The 19301-nt window shown below is 63.7% G+C and carries 15 protein-coding genes and 1 pseudogene; 11 read left to right on the top strand and 5 right to left on the bottom strand.

What is annotated here, in order from left to right:
- Positions 1-61 precede the first annotated feature (61 nt).
- On the bottom strand, positions 62-3406 hold the full coding sequence (locus AVE30378_RS13940; protein ID WP_208742391.1) for an autotransporter outer membrane beta-barrel domain-containing protein: 3345 nt from the start codon (positions 3404-3406) through the stop codon (positions 62-64).
- A 415-nt stretch (positions 3407-3821) separates the two neighbouring features.
- Positions 3822-4616, bottom strand: a complete 795-nt coding sequence (locus AVE30378_RS13935) for an IclR family transcriptional regulator (protein WP_129241473.1) — start codon at positions 4614-4616, stop codon at positions 3822-3824.
- Positions 4617-4829: 213 nt separating this feature from the next.
- Here AVE30378_RS13935 and AVE30378_RS13930 point away from each other — a divergent pair, with 213 nt between their 5' ends.
- The 3 genes from AVE30378_RS13930 (at position 4830) to AVE30378_RS13920 (ending at position 8435) form a co-directional block, all read left to right on the top strand.
- Complete coding sequence (locus AVE30378_RS13930; RefSeq protein ID WP_129241472.1) at positions 4830-6191, top strand: MmgE/PrpD family protein; 1362 nt, start codon at positions 4830-4832, stop codon at positions 6189-6191.
- 21 nt (positions 6192-6212) lie between these two features.
- Entirely contained in the window at positions 6213-7400 is a 1188-nt protein-coding gene (locus AVE30378_RS13925) for an acyl-CoA dehydrogenase family protein (protein WP_129241471.1), read from the top strand.
- 66 nt (positions 7401-7466) lie between these two features.
- Positions 7467-8435: a Bug family tripartite tricarboxylate transporter substrate binding protein gene (locus tag AVE30378_RS13920; RefSeq protein WP_165360185.1), complete on the top strand. Its 969-nt coding sequence runs from the start codon at positions 7467-7469 to the stop codon at positions 8433-8435.
- 22 nt (positions 8436-8457) lie between these two features.
- On the opposite strand, the gene AVE30378_RS13915 is transcribed toward AVE30378_RS13920, so the two are convergent.
- Positions 8458-9477, bottom strand: a complete 1020-nt coding sequence (locus tag AVE30378_RS13915) for a D-2-hydroxyacid dehydrogenase (RefSeq protein WP_165360184.1) — start codon at positions 9475-9477, stop codon at positions 8458-8460.
- 289 nt (positions 9478-9766) lie between these two features.
- Here AVE30378_RS13915 and AVE30378_RS13910 point away from each other — a divergent pair, with 289 nt between their 5' ends.
- From AVE30378_RS13910 to AVE30378_RS13885, 6 genes are read left to right on the top strand one after another with little or no spacing between them, the layout of a single operon-like run.
- Positions 9767-10744: a Bug family tripartite tricarboxylate transporter substrate binding protein gene (locus AVE30378_RS13910; protein WP_129241468.1), complete on the top strand. Its 978-nt coding sequence runs from the start codon at positions 9767-9769 to the stop codon at positions 10742-10744.
- Positions 10745-10792: 48 nt separating this feature from the next.
- Complete coding sequence (locus AVE30378_RS13905) at positions 10793-12031, top strand: CaiB/BaiF CoA transferase family protein (protein ID WP_129241467.1); 1239 nt, start codon at positions 10793-10795, stop codon at positions 12029-12031.
- Positions 12028-13233, top strand: a complete 1206-nt coding sequence (locus AVE30378_RS13900) for a CaiB/BaiF CoA transferase family protein (RefSeq protein WP_129241466.1) — start codon at positions 12028-12030, stop codon at positions 13231-13233. Before AVE30378_RS13905 ends, AVE30378_RS13900 begins: the two co-directional genes overlap by 4 nt.
- 45 nt (positions 13234-13278) lie before the next feature.
- A complete protein-coding gene (locus AVE30378_RS13895) occupies positions 13279-14055 on the top strand; it encodes an enoyl-CoA hydratase/isomerase family protein (RefSeq protein ID WP_129241465.1) in 777 nt (258 codons plus the stop codon).
- A 24-nt stretch (positions 14056-14079) separates the two neighbouring features.
- Complete coding sequence (locus AVE30378_RS13890; protein ID WP_129241464.1) at positions 14080-15264, top strand: acyl-CoA dehydrogenase family protein; 1185 nt, start codon at positions 14080-14082, stop codon at positions 15262-15264.
- A 15-nt stretch (positions 15265-15279) separates the two neighbouring features.
- Positions 15280-16470: an iron-containing alcohol dehydrogenase gene (locus tag AVE30378_RS13885; RefSeq protein ID WP_129241463.1), complete on the top strand. Its 1191-nt coding sequence runs from the start codon at positions 15280-15282 to the stop codon at positions 16468-16470.
- Positions 16471-16564: 94 nt separating this feature from the next.
- Here AVE30378_RS13885 and AVE30378_RS13880 read toward each other — a convergent pair whose 3' ends face one another.
- Together AVE30378_RS13880 and AVE30378_RS13875 are read right to left on the bottom strand one after the other, a co-directional pair.
- Positions 16565-16957: a Zn-ribbon domain-containing OB-fold protein gene (locus AVE30378_RS13880; protein ID WP_129241462.1), complete on the bottom strand. Its 393-nt coding sequence runs from the start codon at positions 16955-16957 to the stop codon at positions 16565-16567.
- A 15-nt stretch (positions 16958-16972) separates the two neighbouring features.
- Positions 16973-18154 (bottom strand): thiolase family protein, encoded by a 1182-nt coding sequence (locus tag AVE30378_RS13875; RefSeq protein WP_244235039.1) that lies wholly within the window; start codon positions 18152-18154, stop codon positions 16973-16975.
- A 123-nt stretch (positions 18155-18277) separates the two neighbouring features.
- Between AVE30378_RS13875 and AVE30378_RS13870 the strand changes: the two genes are divergently transcribed.
- Together AVE30378_RS13870 and AVE30378_RS13865 are read left to right on the top strand one after the other, a co-directional pair.
- Positions 18278-19099, top strand: a complete 822-nt coding sequence (locus AVE30378_RS13870; protein WP_129241461.1) for an IclR family transcriptional regulator — start codon at positions 18278-18280, stop codon at positions 19097-19099.
- A 92-nt stretch (positions 19100-19191) separates the two neighbouring features.
- A pseudogene (locus AVE30378_RS13865) lies at positions 19192-19301 on the top strand (electron transfer flavoprotein subunit beta/FixA family protein); the annotation flags it as partial.

The following is a 19301-nucleotide window of genomic DNA, read 5'->3' as shown; positions in this document are numbered from 1 at the left end:
GACATCTTCCGTCCGCGCTTTTTGCGTCCGGCGGCCAGGATCTGGCCGCCGCCCTGCCGCGCTACCAGCGGTAGCGCAGGTTCAACATGCCGCCGTAGCCGCGCTGGCTATCGTTGCCGGCCTGGCCGAAGACGTGCCCCGCCACCTGCACGGCCTTGCCGACCTGGCCCTCGGCGCCCAGCTTGAGTTCCAGCGCGTTGCGCGCCGGCACCGCGTCCAGCGTGCTGGTTCCCATCCGGACCGACGCGTTGCTGCTACTGTGCAGCCAGTTGGTTTCCAGGAACGGACGCACCGCCGGCCGGTCCGCCCCCGCCGGCGCGGCGGGATACAGCCGCACGCCCACCCGCGTGGTCAAGGCGTTATCGCTGCCGCTGCGCATGCGGGTGCCTTGCAGCGTGGCGTCCTTCGCGTCATAGCGGCTGTAGACCACTTGCGCATTGGGCGCCACCACCAGGTTGCCCAGGGCGGAATCCGCGGCGAAAGGAAGCAGCGCGTAGCCCGATTCCAGCGAAGCGGACCAGACGTTGGAGTGATAACGGGCGGAACCCAGCTCACTGCTGATCTGGTTGGAATAGCGGCCGTACTGCAGCCACGAGTCCGCATAGGCGCCCAGGCGGGTCGCGTCGTTCTGGTACACCGTCGCGTACATGCCCACGGAATAGCCTGACACCTTCCCTCGCGCCCGGGCGTGCACCTTCGTTCCCGAACCCGGCAGTATCAACGTGGACGTGGACCGGCTGCGCGCCTCGCCGTAACCTCCCATGAAGCCCGCGTACGCGGCCCCGCCCTGCCCGACCGGCGCCCGCAGCAGGTCTCCGCCCAATTGCAGGATCCCGCTGTCGGTATCGATGTCGACCTTGCCTTCCTGCATGCGCATCCCGCCATCGTGGCGGCCCTGCGCCCGCGCCCACACGCCGCGGCCGTCATCGGACGCCTCGTGGTAGGCCGGCGCGCGATCTTGCAGGCTGTGCGTGAACAGGCGGGTGGCGGCGCGCTGGTTGCCGAGATAGGCGCCGCTTTCCGGCGACACGTTCCTGAAACCGGGCGCCACGGGCGGCAGGATCTCCGGCGGCGCGATGGGCGGCCCCGGCGGGGTGACGGGCGGCTTCACCGGCGGCGTGACGGGAGGGGTCACCGGCGGCGTATAGTCCGAGGTCAGGTACCAGTCCGGCGCCACGCCCCCGTTGCCGCCGCGAACCAGGCTGTAATCGTAGCCGTTCAGGGCCAGGGTGGCGGAACCCGAACGATAGCCGGTCGATCCCGCGTCCAGCCGGAACGCGTCCGCCGCCGTCGTGCCGCCGTTGATCGTCTCGACGACCCGGATGCCGTATTCGGTCCGCCCGCCGACGCCGCCCGCGTTCACGATGCGCAGCGAGGTATTGCCGGAGGCCGTGCCGCCGTCGATCACGAGCCGGTCCGTAGGCGAACTGTCGTCGCCCAGGCGGGTGTTCAGCACCAGCGTGCCGCCGCCCACATAGTTATTGACGGTCAGCGTCTTGAATGCGCCGCCCGCGCCCGGCGAGGTGAACGCGACGGTGCCGGCGGCGTTCAGGGTGCCCAGCGACGAATCGCCGCGGACGTTCCAGGTACTGGAGCCGTCCAGCGACAGGCTGTTGACGCGGCCGATGCCGCGCTCGATCAAGGCGCCGGTCAGCACCGAACCGCTCTTGAGCGAGATGTCCGCGCTGCCGCTGTCCATCACGACATCGCCCTTCAGCGCAGCGTTGGTCGCGTCCAGGGCGACCTGTTCGGTTTCGATCACGGTCGACACGCCGCCGCTGGTGACGGTGACGGCGCGCGAGTGCAGCAATACGCCGTCCTCTTCCACGCCGCCCGAACGCGCGGTGATGCCGGAATTCTCGATCGTGAAGGTGTGGCTGCCGCCGGTGGCCAGCAGGCCGGCGCCGTCCTGGGTGCTGATGTGCGTGCCGTTCTTCAGCGTCACCGCGTTGCTGACGCCCGCGCTGGTGGTGTAGCTCCAGATGCCGCGCGCGTCGGCCCCGGACATGGAGAACTGGGTGTTGTCCAGGGTCACCGCCGCGCGGTTGCTCATCGCCAGGCCGGTCGCATTCCTGCCCGAGGTCGTCACGCTGGTGTTGCGCGTGGACATCTTGGCGCCCGCCCCGCTGACGAACAGGCCATAGGCGCCCTCGCCGTGCGTCGTGACGGAAGAGTCCTCCAGGGCGATCTCGGCTCCCGACAACCGTGCCAGCGCGCCGACCCCGCCGGCGCCGAAAGTCTCGATCTTTACCTTCTTGGCCTTGATCGTGGCCGTGCTGCCATATTCGCGAGAGGCATAGAGCCCGTAACCGTTGGTGCGCTGCGTGGTCACGGACCCGTCCTCCAGCGTCACGGTTCCCGCGCGGGCGTCGATGCCCAGGTCGGAACTCGTGATGTCGAAGCGGCGGGCCGTCAACGAGGTGCCGATGGAGGGCAGCCAGACGCCCGTAGCGCCCGTGCTGCCCTGAACGTCGATGGAAACGTTTTCAATTACAGCGGATGTATTTTCGGCATTGATGTTGATGCCGTAGACGTAGGTGCCATTGATGACGAGCGTCGCGTTGCGGATGTCCGCCGAGGACGCCTGCCCGCCGCCATAGGAGCCGCTCAGCACGACGGCGGCATAGCCGCCATCGGCGGCCCGCAGCGTGCCGCCGTCCATTTCGAGGCGCCCGCCGTTACCGGCGCTGGCGGCCACGCCGCCGCTGCCGACTTCGACGTCGGTATTACGGATGGAGATGAGCGAGCCCGCGCCGAACGCATTCAAGCCGCCTCCGGATCCGGCGGGGCCCGAACTGATCGTGGAATTCTCGAGCGTCACGGTCCCGCCCTGGCCCGCATAGACGGCATCGGCGTTCTTGCCCGTGGTAATGCTCAGGTTCTTGGCCGTGATGGTGGAGTTCGCGCCCTCGGCGCGAAGCGCGCTGCTGCGGCCGGCCGTGGAAATGCCGCCCCCGTCCAGGACGATCTTTCCGCCATCCTGCGCATAGGCGCCGTAGGAATAATCGCCCTGCGTCGAAATCAGGGAATCCGTGGCCTCGATCAGGCTGTCCGCCCCCTTGGCATGCAGGGCATGGGCATTCTGGCCTACGCCCACGCTCTCGACGATGCTGTCGACCAGCTTGACGTATCCCCCCGACGTCGCCCGGACGCCGACGGTATTCTTGGCCGATGCGGAGCCGGCCGTGATCGTGACCCTGTCGCCAATCACGGCGTTGCCGGCAACCGATACGTCGATGGCCGCGCCGGTCCCGGCATAAGTGACGGCATCTCCGATGTTCAACGTGACCCGCGTCGTCCCGGAGGGGTCGGACACGACAACCTGGCCCAGCTCTGCCGCCCACATCGTCGTGGGAAGCGCGGCGGCGAGCAGGCCCATCATGATAGGGCTGAGCTTGATTTGCATGGGGATATTCCTTGGCCCCTATCCGAGCCGTACCCATACAAATCCGAAAAGGCGTGAGATGGACTACGTACGTACCGGATAGCGGCGAGTACGTTGCAGTAGTCATCATGTTGCGGGCCACGCAGTGTGAAAAATATAAGATTATTCTTAAAGCGCACCGCTCACATCGTCGATCAATGCAAACAATTGCAAATACGACATATTTGGCTGAATTTCGAAATAAATGATGCGAAATTGACCCACTGCGCCTCTGACGGCAGCCACTTAGGTGTCCTGGACTGCGGCTCGATCAATTCCGATGAGATGCTCGATCAACTCCGACAAGATGCTCGATCCATGCCGATGAGATATTCGGTCGATTCCGATGAAGCTCGAACAATTCCTATGAGTCGAGGCAGCGGGCCTATTGCGCCCGTTATCGGCGCGCCTCATCGAGCCGGTTTTCTATCTGGGCGACGGCCTGCGCGATGCATCCCGCCACGGTAGCCGCGCGCGCATCGTCCAATCGAGCTTTGAGGGTGGCCACGCTGATGGCGGCGATGGCCTCTCCATCATGCCCGCAGATCGGTACGGCGACGGAGCGCGCCTCGGGTATTTCCAGCACATCCTTGACGGCGTAGCCGCGCGCGCGCGACGCGGCGATATCGCGCAGCAGATCCGCCGCGTTGTAGCGGGGAAAGTTGGCCTTGACGCGATCGGCGTTCGCGCTGCATATGCGCTGGATCTCGGCTTCAGGCAAGGTCGACAGTATCGCCAGGCTGCCTCCGCCCACGTTCAACGGGCGCCGCCGCCCTATGTCGAGCACAAATGCCTTGATCGGGAAGCCACCTTCGGCCCGATCGATACATAACCCGTCGAATCCCGAGCGCACCGTCAGGAATGCGGTGTCGCCAGTCTGCTCCGCGATCGCCTGGAGATGGGGAAAACAGATGTCGCGCAATGCCACCCTGGGGGCAGCGACAAGCCCCATTTCATACATGGCCGGGCCGAGGTAATAGCGCTTGTTGGCGTTGTCCTGCCGAACCATTTGTTCGGCGATAAGGCCTTGCAGAATGCGATGGGCCGTCGGCTTCTCTATGGCGCTCAGGCAGTGCAAATCCGTCAGGCGCATGCCCATGCGATTGTTCGCTGTGATCAGGCGCAACAGTGCGGCGGCACGTTGCAGGACCTGGGTTCCATTGTTGGCATCGCGCTTGGTTCGGATCAACATTTTTCACTATATGGACCTTATGGCGGTCCAATTATGCGACCAGCGCGCGGGTATTGGGTAGAGTAAGTACTTTGTTGTCTCAACATAGTCCAAATTATGGACTAATTGAATAGATGTCCCCGTACCCTTGCCCTCGCGCATGCGGGTGGAATCGGACGGCGACGAGACCTCGGCCCACTGCGGGTCGATGGCTTGAAAACAGGGAAGATCTGTATGACTCCTTCTGAACGGATTGGGGCATTTTCCGCGGCGTTCAACCCCGAAGTGCTGACCCCCGCGCTGCGCCAGGCTTGCGCGCGCTCTCTGCTGGATACCTATGCCGTGGGCGTGGCCGGCAAGAACGAGCCGGCCTCTTCGCGCGCCATGGCCTATCTGGCGACACTGGGAACCGGCGACGAGGCGTCGCTGTGGGGATGCCCCGGACGCGCCACCGCGGAAGCAGCGGCGTTCTACAACGGTGTCGCCGCCCACGTGCTGGATTACGACGACGTGACTTCGCCATTGCGCGGCCACCCCAGCGTGGTCCTATGGCCCGCGCTGATAGCGTTGGCCGAGGCCGAGAGCGCCGGCATGGGGCGGTTGCAGTCCGCCTATGCGGTAGGCTTCGAAGTGATGTGCAAATTGGCCAAGGCCGTTGCCGTCGATGCCTATGCAAAAGGCTGGCACGTCACCGCCAGCATAGGCATCATCGGCACGGTCGCCGCGTGCTCGCACCTATTGCGGCTGGATGCGGAAAAAACCGCGCATGCGGTCGGTATGGCGGTCGCCCAGGCGGCGGGCACGCGCGCGAATTTCGGCTCGGACGCGAAATCCTTCCAGGCGGGTCACGCCAACGCGGCGGCGATACGCGCCGCCCGGCTGGCGCAGGCAGGATTCACCTCGTCTCCCGACGCCATGGATGCCCAGCAGGGCTACGCCGCGCTCTATGGACAAGGGCAGGACCTGTCGGCGGCGCTCGCGACGCTGGGCCAGACGCCGCTGGAACTGATCTCCAGCGGCTTGGAGGTCAAGAAATATCCCCTGTGCTACGCGACCCACAGGGTCCTGGATGGCTTGCTGGATCTGCGGGCGGAACACGGCATCGCCCTGGCGGACGTGGAGCGCGTGGAAATCGAAACCAGTCCCGGCGCGCTGGTTCCGCTCATCCATCACCGGCCGGCGACGGGATTGCAGGGCAAGTTCAGCCTGGAGTACGCGGTTGCCGCGGCGCTGCTGGACGGCCACGTCGGCCTGGCCGCCTTCACGGACGAAAGCGTGCAGCGCCCCGCCATCCAGGCATTTCTTCCCTTCGTGCAAGGGCGCAGCACGCAAGGGGACTCGATCCTTCCGCGCTGGGCGCTGGTGCGCCTGTACACCCGCGACGGCCAATGCATCGAGCGCAAGGTCGACGCATTGCGCGGCTCCGCGGTCCTGCCCCTGACGGACGACGAACTCATGGCCAAGGCCACGGACTGCTATGGCTGGGTTGGGTTGCAAGCGGATGCGGGCGCCCAGTTGGCGATCGCGTCGGACCCGAAGGCCCGGATCGAGGATTTCCTCTCGATCGCGCGCTGGAAAAATCGAATCGAAATATAAGGCATGGAGCAAGGAGCAAACATGGATTTCACTTTGCCTGAAACCACCCGGATGATTCAGGACACGGTGCGGAACTTTACGCAGCGCGAACTGATTCCGCACGAACCCCTGATCATCCGGCGCGAGGCGGAGCGCGGCATGGGCGACGATCCTCTGATTCCAGCCGAGCTGGAAGCGCGGCTGCAGCAGACGGCCCGCGAAGTGGGCTTGTGGGGCATAGACGTGCCGGAGGAGTTCGGAGGCCAGGAATTCGGCATGCTGGCGAAGTGCGTGGTGATCGAGCAGCTCAAGCATTCGATCGTGCCGTTCGTCCCTCCTCCCGACAGCCCCAATCTCCATCTGCTGAAGGCCCTGTGCAAGGGGCCGCAGATCGACAAGTATCTGCTGCCTTACGCCAACGGAGAGAAAAAGAGCTGTATCGCGCTTTCCGAGGCCGGCGCCGGCTCCGATGCGGCCAACATCAAGATGCGGGCCGAACGGAGGAACGGCAAATGGGTGCTCAATGGCGCCAAGATGTGGATCAGCCACGCTCGCCGCGCCGACTTCATGATCGTCGTGGCCGTGACGGACCCGAAGCTCGGGTCCCGGGGAGGCATGACGGCGTTCCTGGTCGACAAGGGGACTCCCGGCGTCAGCATTCCGGTTTCCTACCCCATGATCGGTGAATTCCACCCTTATCAGGTGTTCTTCGATGAGGTCGAGCTGGAAGACGGCCAGGTCCTGGGCGACGTGGGAAATATATTCGTGCCGCTCACCAACCGGCTGGGCATACGCCGCCTGGACATCGCTTCGCGTTGCGTGGGATTGGCCAGCCGCTGCCTGGAAATGATGATCGAGCAGGCCAATACGCGCCAGACCTTCGGCTCTCCGCTGGCCGACAAGCAGGCGATCCAATGGTGGATCTCGGACAGCTATCAGGAAATCGAAATGGTGCGCCTGCTGATCCACCGCCTGGCCTGGAAGATCGACCAGGGCGTAGCCGATTTCCGGCGCGACGGTTCCATGGTCAAGGTGCAGGCAACCGAGCTGATCCAGCGTGTTGCCGACCGGGCCATCCAGCTTTTCGGCGGCATGGGCTTGTCCAAGGAATTGCCGCTGGAGTACATCGCCCGCATGTGCAGGGTGTTGCGCATCGTCGAGGGGCCCAGCGAAGTGCATCGCTGGGTGATTGCGCGCGATCTGCTGCGCAACGGCCTCCCACAACAATAAACCATGCCCAGAAGGAGACAACAAATGCATAAGAAGCAGTACTGGAAACCCAGGGTATTCCGGCAGATGGCGGCCGCCGCCGCGGTGGCGGCGTGCGGGTATAGCTATGCGGCAACGGCTGCGGCCGAGACATTTCCCAACCGCCCCATCACGCTGACAGTGCCCTATGAACCGGGAGCGACGACGGACCTGATCGCCCGCGCCATGGGCGAGCGCATGGCGCGCGAACTACAGTCGCCCGTCGTGGTGGAAAACAAGACTGGCGGTAATGGCATCATCGCGGCGCTTCATGTGTCTCGCTCCAAGGCCGACGGATACTCATTCATGCTGGCCTCGGACTCCACGGCGGTGCTCAATCCCCTGCTGTACAAGAAGCTGTCCTACAGCCCGGACAAGGATCTGACGCCTATCGGGCTGGTGAGCGACCTGCCCTTGGTGATGCTGGTCAACACATCGCTGCCCGCGCGGGATCTCAAGGAATTCGTGGCCTATGCGCACGCCCATCCCGGGAAGCTGAACTTCTCTTCCACGGGTATCGGCGGCACGTTCCACCTCTCCGGTGAACTGTTCAACCAGATGGCCGGCATACAAATGACTCACGTTCCCTATAAGGGCGGGGCTCCGGCCATGCAAGCCCTGGTGGCCAAGGAGGTCCAGGCGCTGTTCGGCGTGGTCGGATCCGCGCTGCCGCAGATCAAGGCTGGCAATGTGCGCGCCTTGGCCGTTGCCTCGAAGGAAAGGCTGCCCATGCTGCCTGACGTCCCGACTTTCGCGGAACTCGGCTATCCGAATTTCATCGTGACGGTCCGCTATGGATTCATGGCGCCGGCGGCGACTCCGCCAGACCGCATCTCCACCTTATCGGCGGCGATGAATACGGCGCTGAACGATCCGGACTTCCGGAAGAAATTCGGCGATCTGGGATTCGTCCTTCCGGCGAAAAGCAGCCCGCAGGACTATGCGGCCCTGATCCAGGCCGATCGGAAGATGTGGGCCGATGTCATCGAGGCCAAGAATATCTCGCTGGACAATTGAGCAGGCGCGGCGGCCTGGCGGGTCACTCGGCGATGCTTGCCAGTGGCCGGCCGGCCAGCCAGCGTTCCAGGTTGCCGAGGAAGCACGCAAATGCCCGCTCGTTGAAATCGGCGATACGGGCCGCGGAATGCGGAGTGACGATGACGTTGTCCAACGTCCAGATTTCGGATTCGGGGGGCAATGGTTCGCGCTCGAAAACGTCGAGGTAGGCGCCGGAAATCCGTTTCTCCCGCAGGGCTTGAATCAGGGCGGGTTCGTCGACGATGCCGCCTCGCCCGACATTGACGAGGCATGCACTTCGGGGAAGGGCTGCAAGCCTGCGGGCATCGATCAGATTACGGGTTTCGTCCGTCAAAGGGCAGCAAATCACCAGCCAGTCGGCTTCGCCGATGACGCTGTCCAATCGTTCCAGCGGCATCGTCTCGTCGAAGTCCGGCACCGCCTTGCCGCTGCGATTGATGCCGACGGTGCGGATGTCCAGGGACCGCAGGCATTTCGCCAGCACGGCGCCGATGTGCCCTGTACCGATGAGCACGGCGGTCTGCCGGTCCAGGGGAAGAGGACAGATCTCGTCGGGCATGGCTCGCCATGCGCGGGCCTGTTGATTGGCGTAGTGCCACGCGAATCGTTTGTTCAGCGCCAGGATGCCCGCCAAGGCGCTGGTGGCCACCGCCTTGCCGCTGGCTTGCGGGCTGGTGGTGACCACTACGCCCCGATCCTGGAATTTCCGGTACGCCGCGCTGTCCGAGCCGGCCGAAAAGATATGCAGCCATTTCAGGTGGGGGCAGGCACCCAGCAGGCGGAAGAAAAGACGGGTTTCTTCATTGGAGGCCGGCCGGCCGGGCATGGTGTGAATGTCCCGGCTGAAAAAAGCAACGCCGACGCTGTCCAGATCCTGTTGGCTGAGTTCGGACGTCGCCGCGATCAGCGTTATCTCGCCGCCATGCGCGGCGGCCAGTTCGGCAATCGCCTCGTGTCCCTGGTCTTTGATGTGCGCGGAAACCAGCACACAGGTTTTCCGGGGGAGGACTGGCTTGGGCATGTCTCTTTCCGTAGTGGAAGTTCTGATGGAATGCCAGCGATTCTGAGCCAGGAACCCGCCCGCCGTCCATCTCCAGGCCCTGATATTAGTCCGTAATGTGAGAGCAAATAGCGGCACCTCTCCCATACTCCTCCATAACACCCAACCAATTAGTTCATATTGTGGCCCTCTGGACGTTGCTTGTGCGTTGATGTCTGCCTAACATCTATACGCCTCGCGGCTCGTGCCTGAGCGTGCAGTCGTCATACGCAATCGATTTTTGAATTCAACAAAAAAACAGGAGACATCGATGTTTTCCATCAAGCAGTGGATGAAATTTCTGGCCGGAACGGTGTGTCTGGTGTCCGCCGTTCAGGCAAGTGCGGCCGACGCCTACCCCACCGAGTCGATCAAGTTGATCGTGCCGTATGTCCCCGGCGCCAGCACGGACACCCTTGCGCGTATGGTGGGCAAGGACCTGGGCGAGGAATTCAAGAAGCCGGTGATCGTCGAGAACCGCCCTGGCGCGGGCGGAACGATCGCCGCGGATTTCCTGCGCCGTCAGCCTGCCGACGGCTATACGTTCGGCTTTACGACCGACGGCATCATGTCGGTCAACCCGGCCGTCTACAAGAAACTGAACTACGACTCGCTGAAGGATTTCACGCCGTTGTCGATCGCCGTCAACGCGCCCATCGTGCTGGTCGTGCGCTCGGACTCTCCCTTCAAGACGGCTCAGGACCTCATCGCTCATGCCAAGGCGAATCCCGAGAGCCTGAGCTACGGATCGGCCGGCCTGGGCAGCTCCCAGCACATGGCTGGCGAACTGCTGAAAAGCATGGCCGGTGTGAACATCCTCCACGTCCCCTACCGGGGCGGCGAACCGGCGATGACGGACCTGCTTGGCGGCCAGATCAGCATGATGTTCGTCCAGTCGGCCTCCGCCAAGGAATTCGTTTCGGCCGGAAAAATCCGCATCCTGGCCATCGGCAGCCCAAAGCGCAACAAGCAATTCCCCGACATCCCCACGCTCGACGAAATCGGCCTGAAGGGCTACGACTCGGATACCTGGTATGGATTCAATATGCCGGCCAATGCCGACCCGAAGATCGTGGAAACGCTCAACTCGGCCATCGTCAGGTCTCTGAAGAAGCGCCAGGCGCAACTCGAAGGACTGGGCTACGACGTCGTCGCGAGTTCGCCGGAAGAACAGCGCACGAACATCGAACACAACCTGCAGAAATGGTCGGACGTCGCCAAGAAGGCCGGCGTCTACCACGTTCAATAAGTTCCCTTACGCGTTTACGCACGACCTCGGCAAAGCTGGACACATCACATGACATCGACGCCAAATGCCGCCGCGCTGGCGGGCATCACCGTACTTGACGTCGCGGGCCCCCTGGGGAACTACTGCGGCAAGCTGTTTGCTGACCTTGGAGCCCGGGTAATCCTGGTGGAGCCTCCTGAAGGCGCGCCCACCCGGCATATCGAGCCGCGGATTTCCGGTCGGGACGATCCGGATTCCAGCTTGACTTTCCAGTATCAGAATACGAACAAGGAGAGCATCGCCCTGGACCTGGACAGCGAGGCCGGCCAGGAAGTCTTCCGCAGGCTGGCCAGCCAATCCGCCTTGGTCATTGAAAGCGAACAGCCTGGCGCGATGGCGCGGCGCGGCCTGGGCTTTGCCGATCTGCGCGGGCTCAACGCGTCGCTCACGCTGACCAGCATTACCGCGTTTGGCCAGTCCGGGCCCTTCTCCCACTGGCTGGCAACCGATCTTACGGCGATGGGCATGGGCGGAATGATGTACTTGGCCGGCTATCCCGACACGGCGCCGATGGTGGCATGCGGCGAACAGGCCGTGGGCGCGGCCAACGTATTCGCCGGCGTGGCGTCAATGGCCGCGGTGTACGACGCCGAAACCAGCAATATCGGGCAGCACGTGGATGTATCCATGCAGGAATGCGTGGTCCTGGGCATGGAGAACGCCGTCCAGTTCTACGACCTGGAAGGCTCCATCCGCAAGCGCAACGCCGGCACGCAGCGGCTGGCGGGAACCGGCGTATTCGAGTGCCGCGATGGCTATATCTATCTGATGGCGGGCGGCGTGGGCAGCAACAAGTTCTGGGCGGTGACGACGGACTGGCTGATCGGCGAGGGCGTGGCGGGCGCGGAGCAGTTCCGCGAGCCGCGCTGGCTGGACCAGGCTTTCCTTGTGACGGAGGAAGCCAAGCAACGCTTCGGCCAGATCTTCACGCCGTTCGCGCGCACACTGACGAAAGCCGAACTGCACGCCAAGGGCCGCGAGCGCCGCATCCCCCTGGCGCCGATCTGCGATACGCGCGATATCTGCCAAAGCCCGCAACGTGAATATCGAGGGTACTTCGTGGACGTGACGGACGCTTGCGGCACCCGGCTTCGCATGCCGGGCGCGCCATATAAATTGTCCGAAACGCCGTGGGCGCTGCGCAAACGGGCGCCCCGGCTCGGCGAGCATACCCGGGACATCCTGGCTTGGGCCGGATTCACCCAAGACCAGCAGCAAGTGCTGCGGCAGCAAGGAACAGTGCAATGAGATCTCTATTGGCAGGCGTGCGCGTCATCGATTTCTCGTGGATAGGCGCGGGTTCCTATACGACCAAGATCCTGGCCGACCTGGGCGCGGAAGTGATCAAGATCGAATCTTCCCAACGCCTGGATACGCTGCGGGTGACGAAGCCGTTCAAGGACGGGAAGCCCGGCGTCAACCGCAGCGGCTACTTCGCGGACCGGAATTCGAGCAAGCGCAGCATCACCCTGAACGTCAAGGATCCGCGTGGCCTGGAGATGGCCAAGCGCTTGATCGCCGATGCCCACCTGGTGACGAACAATTTCACCCCGGGGGTGATGGATAAACTGGGATTGGGCTACGAAGCGGTCCGCGCCTTGTCCGAACGCATCGTCTACGCATCGATGTCCATGCAAGGCGCCGAAGGTCCCGAGAAATCCGACCTGGGCTATGGCCTGACGATCGCCGCGCTGACAGGGTTGCAGCACATGACGGGCTTGCCCGATCGCGAGCCCGCCGGCACTGGCACGAACTATCCCGACCACATTCCCAATCCCGGCCACACGGCCTTCGCCATCCTTGCCGCGCTGCGCCATCAACGCCGGACCGGGCGCGGCCAGTTCATAGACCTGGCGCAGATGGAGCCCACCCTGGCGTTCATCGGGCCCGCCCTGATGAATTATCTGGTCAACGGTGTCATCGAATCCCGCCATGGCAATGCAAGGCCGGGACACGCCCCCAGCGGGGTCTATCCCTGTGCGGGAGACGATCGCTGGATTGCCATCGAAGTTTGCGACGACGCTCAATGGGAAAAACTGGCGGCGGTTCTGGGCCTTGCCGTTCAAGCCGGCTGGGCCACCATGCAGGAACGCCTGCTGCACCGCCCGGCGATCGATGCCGAAGTGGCGAAGCGCACGGCAACACACGACATGGCTGGACTCACGCGAGCGCTGCAGGATGCCGGCGTGCCCGCGGGCGCCGTCTACGACGCTCGCGATGTGGTGAACGATCCGCAACTGGACTACCGCCGCCACTGGGTGACCCTGGACCATCCGGAAATGGGCCTGAGCACCTACAACTCGCCCCCTTATCGTTTTTCGAACGCGTATTCCGAACCGTCGTCGCCCGCTCCTCTGCTGGGCCAGCATACCGCTGAAATCTGCCGCGATCTGTTGGCGCTTGACGATGCCACGATCGAGAAACTGAGCGCCGAAGGCGTCCTGTCCTGACGGCCTCGCTCCGAATTTGAACGCATACATCGCAAAGGATAGACCATGGCATTAGATATTGCCGTCCAGGATCATGTCGCCACGCTGACCTTGAACCGCCCCGAAGCAATGAACAGCATCGACCCCGAGATGCGGGGGCAGTTGCATGCCGCCTGGAAACGGATCAAAGAAGACGACGACATCCGCGTCGCCATCCTGACCGGCGCCGGCGACAAGGCCTTTTGCACCGGCTCCGACCTGAAGAAAACCATGCCGCCCAAGGAGAGCTTCGCCGAGCTGGCTTTCGGCCGCGCGCATTCGGATCATCTGCTGGAAGGCCTGGATACCGACAAGCCCCTGATCTGCGCCATCAATGGGTATGCGATGGGCGGAGGCATGGAGCTTGCGCTGGCCTGCGATATCCGCGTTGCATCGGACAACGCTGTTTTCGCGCTGTCCGAAGTCCGCATCGGCAGTATCCCGGGCGCCGGCGGCACGCAACGCCTGCCGCGCGCCATCGGCGCCTCCAATGCGATGCTGATGCTCCTGACGGGCGACCGCGTGGACGCGGCCGAAGCCCTGCGCATCGGCCTGGTCAGCAAGGTGGTCGGCCGCGACGAACTGCTTCCCGCGGCGCGGGAGATCGCGCTGCGCATTGCGCAGAATGCGCCGTTGTCGGTGCGGTCAATCAAGCGCCTGGTCACCAGCGGCGCCGATATGCCCCTGCCCGCCGCGCTCGACAATGAACGCTATGTATTCGGCCTGCTGCGCGATACGGCGGATCGTATCGAAGGGCGGCGCGCCTTCCAGGAAAAGCGCCCGCCGGTCTACCAAGGCCGCTAGAACCAAGAACACCAGGAGAACAAATTGGATTTTGAATTGCCCGATTCCTCGCGCATGGTGCGCGAGACCGTAGCGCGCTTCGTACAGGAAGAGTTGGTTCCCCACGAAGCATTGATCATCCGCCGCGAGGCCGAACGCGGTTTCGCCGACACCGCCCTCATTCCGCCCGAACTGGAAGCCGCGCTGCAGGAAAAGGCGCGCAACATCGGCCTTTGGGGTATCGACGTTCCCGAGGAATTCGGCGGCCAGGACCTGGGCATGCTGACCAAATGCCTGGTGATCGAGCAACTCAAGAACAGTATCGTTCCGTTCGTGCTTCCGCCGGAAAGCCCCAATCTGTTCATGCTCAAGGAGCTCTGCAAGGGCGAGCAGGTGGATCGCTATCTGCTGCCCTATTCCCGCGGCGACAAGAAGAGCTGCCTGGCCTTGTCCGAGCCCGGCGCGGGTTCCGACGCCGCCGCCATCAAGACGCGCGCCGAGCGCAAGAATGGCAAATGGGTGCTCAATGGCACCAAGCTGTGGATCAGCGGCGCGCGCCGCGCCGACTTCATGATCGTGATGGCCGTGACGGACGCGGCGGCCGACAAGCGATCCAAATTCACGGCCTTCCTGGTCGACAAGGGCACGCCGGGGCTGAGCATCCCGACCTCGTTCCCGATGATCGGCGAATACCACCCCTACGAGGTGGTCTTCGACAACGTCGAACTGGATGACAGCCAGGTGCTGGGCGAAGTGGGCGCCGGTTTCGCTCCCTTGTCCAAGCGCCTGGGCGTGCGCCGCCTTGAAATCGCCTCGCGTTGCCTGGGCCTGGCCACCCGCTGCCTGAACATGATGATCGAACAGGCCAATACGCGCCAGACCTTCGGCGCGCCGCTGGCCGACCGGCAGGCTGTGCAATGGTGGATCTCGGACAGCTACCAGGAGATCGAAATGGTTCGCCTGATGGTCTATCAAATGGCCTGGAAGATGGACTCTGGCAAGGACGTCCGCCTCGATGGCTCGATGGTGAAGGTGCAAGGCACGGAGATGATCACCCGGGTGGTCGATCGCGCCATGCAGTTGTTCGGCGGCATGGGCGTATCGAAGGAGCTGCCCCTGGAGTACATCTCGCGCATGTGCCGCGTCATGCGCATCGTGGAAGGCCCAAGCGAAGTGCACCGGTGGGTCGTGGCGCGCGAACTGCTGCGCAGCGGCATTCCCGCGGCCTGACGGAAAGAGGCGGCCATGGCGGAGTTCTCTTCCATTTCTCCCGGCGTTCGCATCCACGCCGGGGCCGCCGCGCTGGACTTGCTGCCGCGCGAGGCCGCCCGGCTGGGCGCGCGGCGCGCCTTCGTCGTGTGCGGGAACAGCGTGGCGACACGCACGCCCTTGCTGGCCCGCATCCGCGAGCTTCTCGGCGATTCCTATGCGGGGGCATACACCCGCCTGGGCAAGGACGCGCCGCTGGAAGACGTGCAAGAAGCGGTTCGGCAGGCCGCCGCCTGCCGGGCCGACCTGCTCATCGCGGTCGGCGCGGGAAGCGTCTTGAAAGGGACGCGCGTCATCGCGATGGCGCTGGGCGAAGGGGGAGAGCTGGCGCGGCTCGCCACTCAATATCCCGAACATGGCGCCCCCGTGAGCCCGCGGTTGCGGCAGCCCAAGCCGCCGATCTTCAACGTGTTGACCGCCGCGACGTCGGCCCAGAACCGGGCTGGCGCCGCCTTGCGGCGCGGCAACGGCGGCCCGCGTTTGGAATTCTTCGACCCCAAGACCCGTCCCGCCGCGATTTTCTGGGATGCGGAGGCCTTGGCGAGCGCGCCGCCCTCGCTGGCGTTGTCGACCGGGCTGGGGGTCTACTGGCGCGCCTTGATGAATATCGGGGCGGTCCGCCAGGCCAATCCCCTGGTCCAGGCTTCGCGCTTGCATGCCTATACCTTGTCGCGCTCCGCCTTGCCGCGCATGCGGGATCCCGGCGACGTCCAGGCTCGCCTGGATATGTGCGCCGCGGCCTTGTTGCAGAATCGGGACGAGGACGACGGCGGGCGCCCCTTCGACGCGCATTGGGTGGCGCGTTCAGTCTATGCCCTGGGCGCCGCCCTGTTCAATGGTGTCCCGCATCTGGACCAGGGGGCCACCCACGTCTTGCTGACGGCTTCGGCAATCCGGCATTTTGCGGACCTCTGCCCGGATGCCGTCGCGCAAATGGGCAAGGCATTGGACTTGCCGGCGGCGCAGGCCGCGAGACCGGAATGCGTGGCCGAGGCGGTGCGATCGCTGATACAGGGATTGGGCTTGCCCGATCGCCTGGAGGGGGTGTCGAAGCAGGATCGGGAACAGGCCCTGGCGTCTTCCCTGTTCAACTTCAATGCCGATCGCACGCGTGAGCTGAGCCTGTACCGGGACCGGCTGCAAGCCATTCTTCTGGAATCCACCTGATCCCATAGCATCGTTCGGCCGGACCGGCGCCGAAAAGCACATGCCCGCCGCGCGCATGAAGCGCGCGGCGGGCATGTGCTTTGGATGCGTGCCGTCAATTCAGCGCGAATTTCGGTACGCGGTAGCCATCGGGATGATCGGCATAGACCATCTTGACCGGCGCATCGAGCTTGACCTTGTCCAGTTCGGAGTGGTCCATGTACGAAACCATGATGGGGCCTTCCTCAAGCTGCACGGCGACCACCAGATGCGGAGCGGGATAGGCCGGCAGGTATTGGCGATGGAACACCGTCCAGGCGATGATCCTGGCATTTCCCGAAATGGGCGTCCATTCGTACTCCATGCTGAGGCTGACGGGGCACATCGGGCCGGGCGGGTAGCGGAACACGCCGGATTCCGGACAGCGCTGCAACTTCATCCGGCCTTCGGCAATGCTCTCCCACATGGGCGCATCGTAGGGAGAGTACAAGCGGGGATTTTTCTTCATGATCCGGAACCTTCTTCACTGTCCATAAATGATGGACATGGCCTTGCCAGCTACGTCCGAAACGTACTGCACGAAACGGCAGTCGGGCACCTGCCGCTTCCCCTCTTTTCCGCGCGCCTGCCGCACAGCCTCGATCTGGTGGTTCCAGCCTTGCATGTACGACTCCGAGATATGGCCGCCATGCGTGTTGACGGGCAACTTGCCGCCAACGCCGATGCCGTTGTCGGCGATGAACCGGGCGGCTTCGCCAGGCTTGCAGAAGCCGAAGCCCTCCAGCGCGAAGAAGATATGCGGGCTGAAGCTGTCGTACACCATCAGGGCGTCGATGTCCTTGGGGCCCACGCCGGCGGCCGCGTATACCTGCTCGGCCGCACCGCGCTGCGCCGGGAGGTAAAAGTCCATCAAACGCGGCCCGAGGCTGGTGGCATGATGGTTGAGGTCGCTGCGGCCCAGGCCGTGGATCGTCACCGCCTTGTTGTTGGCGAGGCGGCGGGCGCGGCTTGCTTCCATGACGATGAGGGCGACACCGCCGTCATTGATGAGGCAGTAGTCGTTCATCCGCAACGGCTCGGCGATGTACGGCGCGGCAAGGTAATCGTCCAGGCTGAGCGGCTTGTTGCGCATGAGCGCGTTCGGGTTCAGGCTGGCCCATTGCCGCTGGCCGACGGCGACCTGTCCGAGATCGCTGTCGCCGATACCGTGCAATTGCTTGTAGCGCTGGAACATCAGCGCATACAGCGCGCCCTGCGACGTCAGGCCCCAGGGGCTGTGATAGACGTACGACAGAAAGGACCCGCCGCCCATCGCTTCCGGTCCACCGTACTGGACCGCGGCCGATCGCTGGTCGTTGCCGTAGACCAGCGCCACGACCTCGGCCATGCCCGCCTTGATCGCCATGACGGCCTGGAACACCGCCTGGACGGCATCCGCCTGCCCGCCCCAGCGGGGATCGATGTTCAGGATCTCTCCCATGCGCTCATAGGCCGTCGTGGGGCCGACGATCAGGCCGTCGACCTCGTCGCGCGAAATGCCGGCGTCGTCCAGCGCCCGCTTGAACGCAAGGGCGGCGTAGCCATAGGAGTCATGCGGCTTTTCGCCATTGCGCACGCGCTTGTAGTCTTCCACCCAATCGGTGTGGCCTATGCCCACCACGGCCGAAATGCCGGATGTGCTGGTGTCCAAGGTATCGGTTGCCACCTGATAAATCTCCCTCAATGTGGACTATTTTTTTAAAACTGGATATCGTTCCACCATTATCTAGGGGTATAGTCGGTTTTGACCACATACAAAAGTCTACAAAGTGAGATTTAGGAGCGTGCAATGAATGCAAGGTTTGAGGATAATGCGGTCACCGATGAAGGCCGCACCGGCACGCAGATGATTCATCGCTGTGCGAAGCTGCTGACGCTGATCACCACGAACAATCGTGTGGGAATGCGTCTGGTGGATCTGTACAAGGCGGCTGATTTCTCGCGCCCGACCGCGCACAGGATCCTGCAGGCCCTGGTAACGGAGCGCCTCGTCCGCCAGGATGGCCGGACCAAGAAGTACTTCCTGGGGTCGCTGGTCTACGAAATGGGCCTGGCGGCGGCGCCGCAATTCGATCTGCGGGATGTCTGTCTGCCGTTCCTGCAACGGGTGGCCGAAGCGACGGGCGACACAGCCTTCCTGACCATACGATCGGGTTTCGACGGGGTCTGCGCGGCGCGCGCCGAGGGTGCGTATCCGGTCAAGGCTTTTGTAACGGATGTCGGCCGGCACCGTCCCTTGAATATCGGCGGCGGTGCGATTGCCTTGTTGAGTTGTTTCGAGGATGACGAGATCGAGCGTATCTACCAGGCCAACAAGGCACGGCTGGATCGGGACTATCCAAGGTTCGATACCGCCACCATGTGGCACCACATCGCGCATGTGCGCAGGAAGGGGTACTTCATCAACGAAGTGCTCGAAGTGCAGGAGATCCTGTCGCTGGCCATGCCGATCTTCGACCGGCACGGGTTGCCGGTGGGCGCATTGAGCGTTTCCGCCTTGAAGAAGCGTCTCGCGGGCAGTTTTCTGCGAGAGAAGGTCGAGATACTGACCAACACCGTGCGCGAGATCCAGGCTGAACTACAGGCGGAATCGAGGGAAGACGAGGCCTAGGCCCGCCTGTCTGCATGCCGGTCCCGGCATTGGGAAATTACCGTCCCGGTCGTTGCGACGACCGGGATTTCATATGAAAAAGGAGCTATTGCATGAAAGTGCTGGTGCCGGTCAAGCGCGTCGTCGACTACAACGTCAAGGTGCGCGTCAAGTCTGATCAGACTGGCGTGGATATCGCCAATGTGAAGATGTCCATGAACCC

Source organism: Achromobacter veterisilvae, assembly GCF_900496975.1.
GTDB lineage: Bacteria > Pseudomonadota > Gammaproteobacteria > Burkholderiales > Burkholderiaceae_B > Achromobacter > Achromobacter veterisilvae.
Note: the sequence above shows the minus strand (reverse complement) of the source record. Positions and strands in the feature narration are given on the sequence as shown.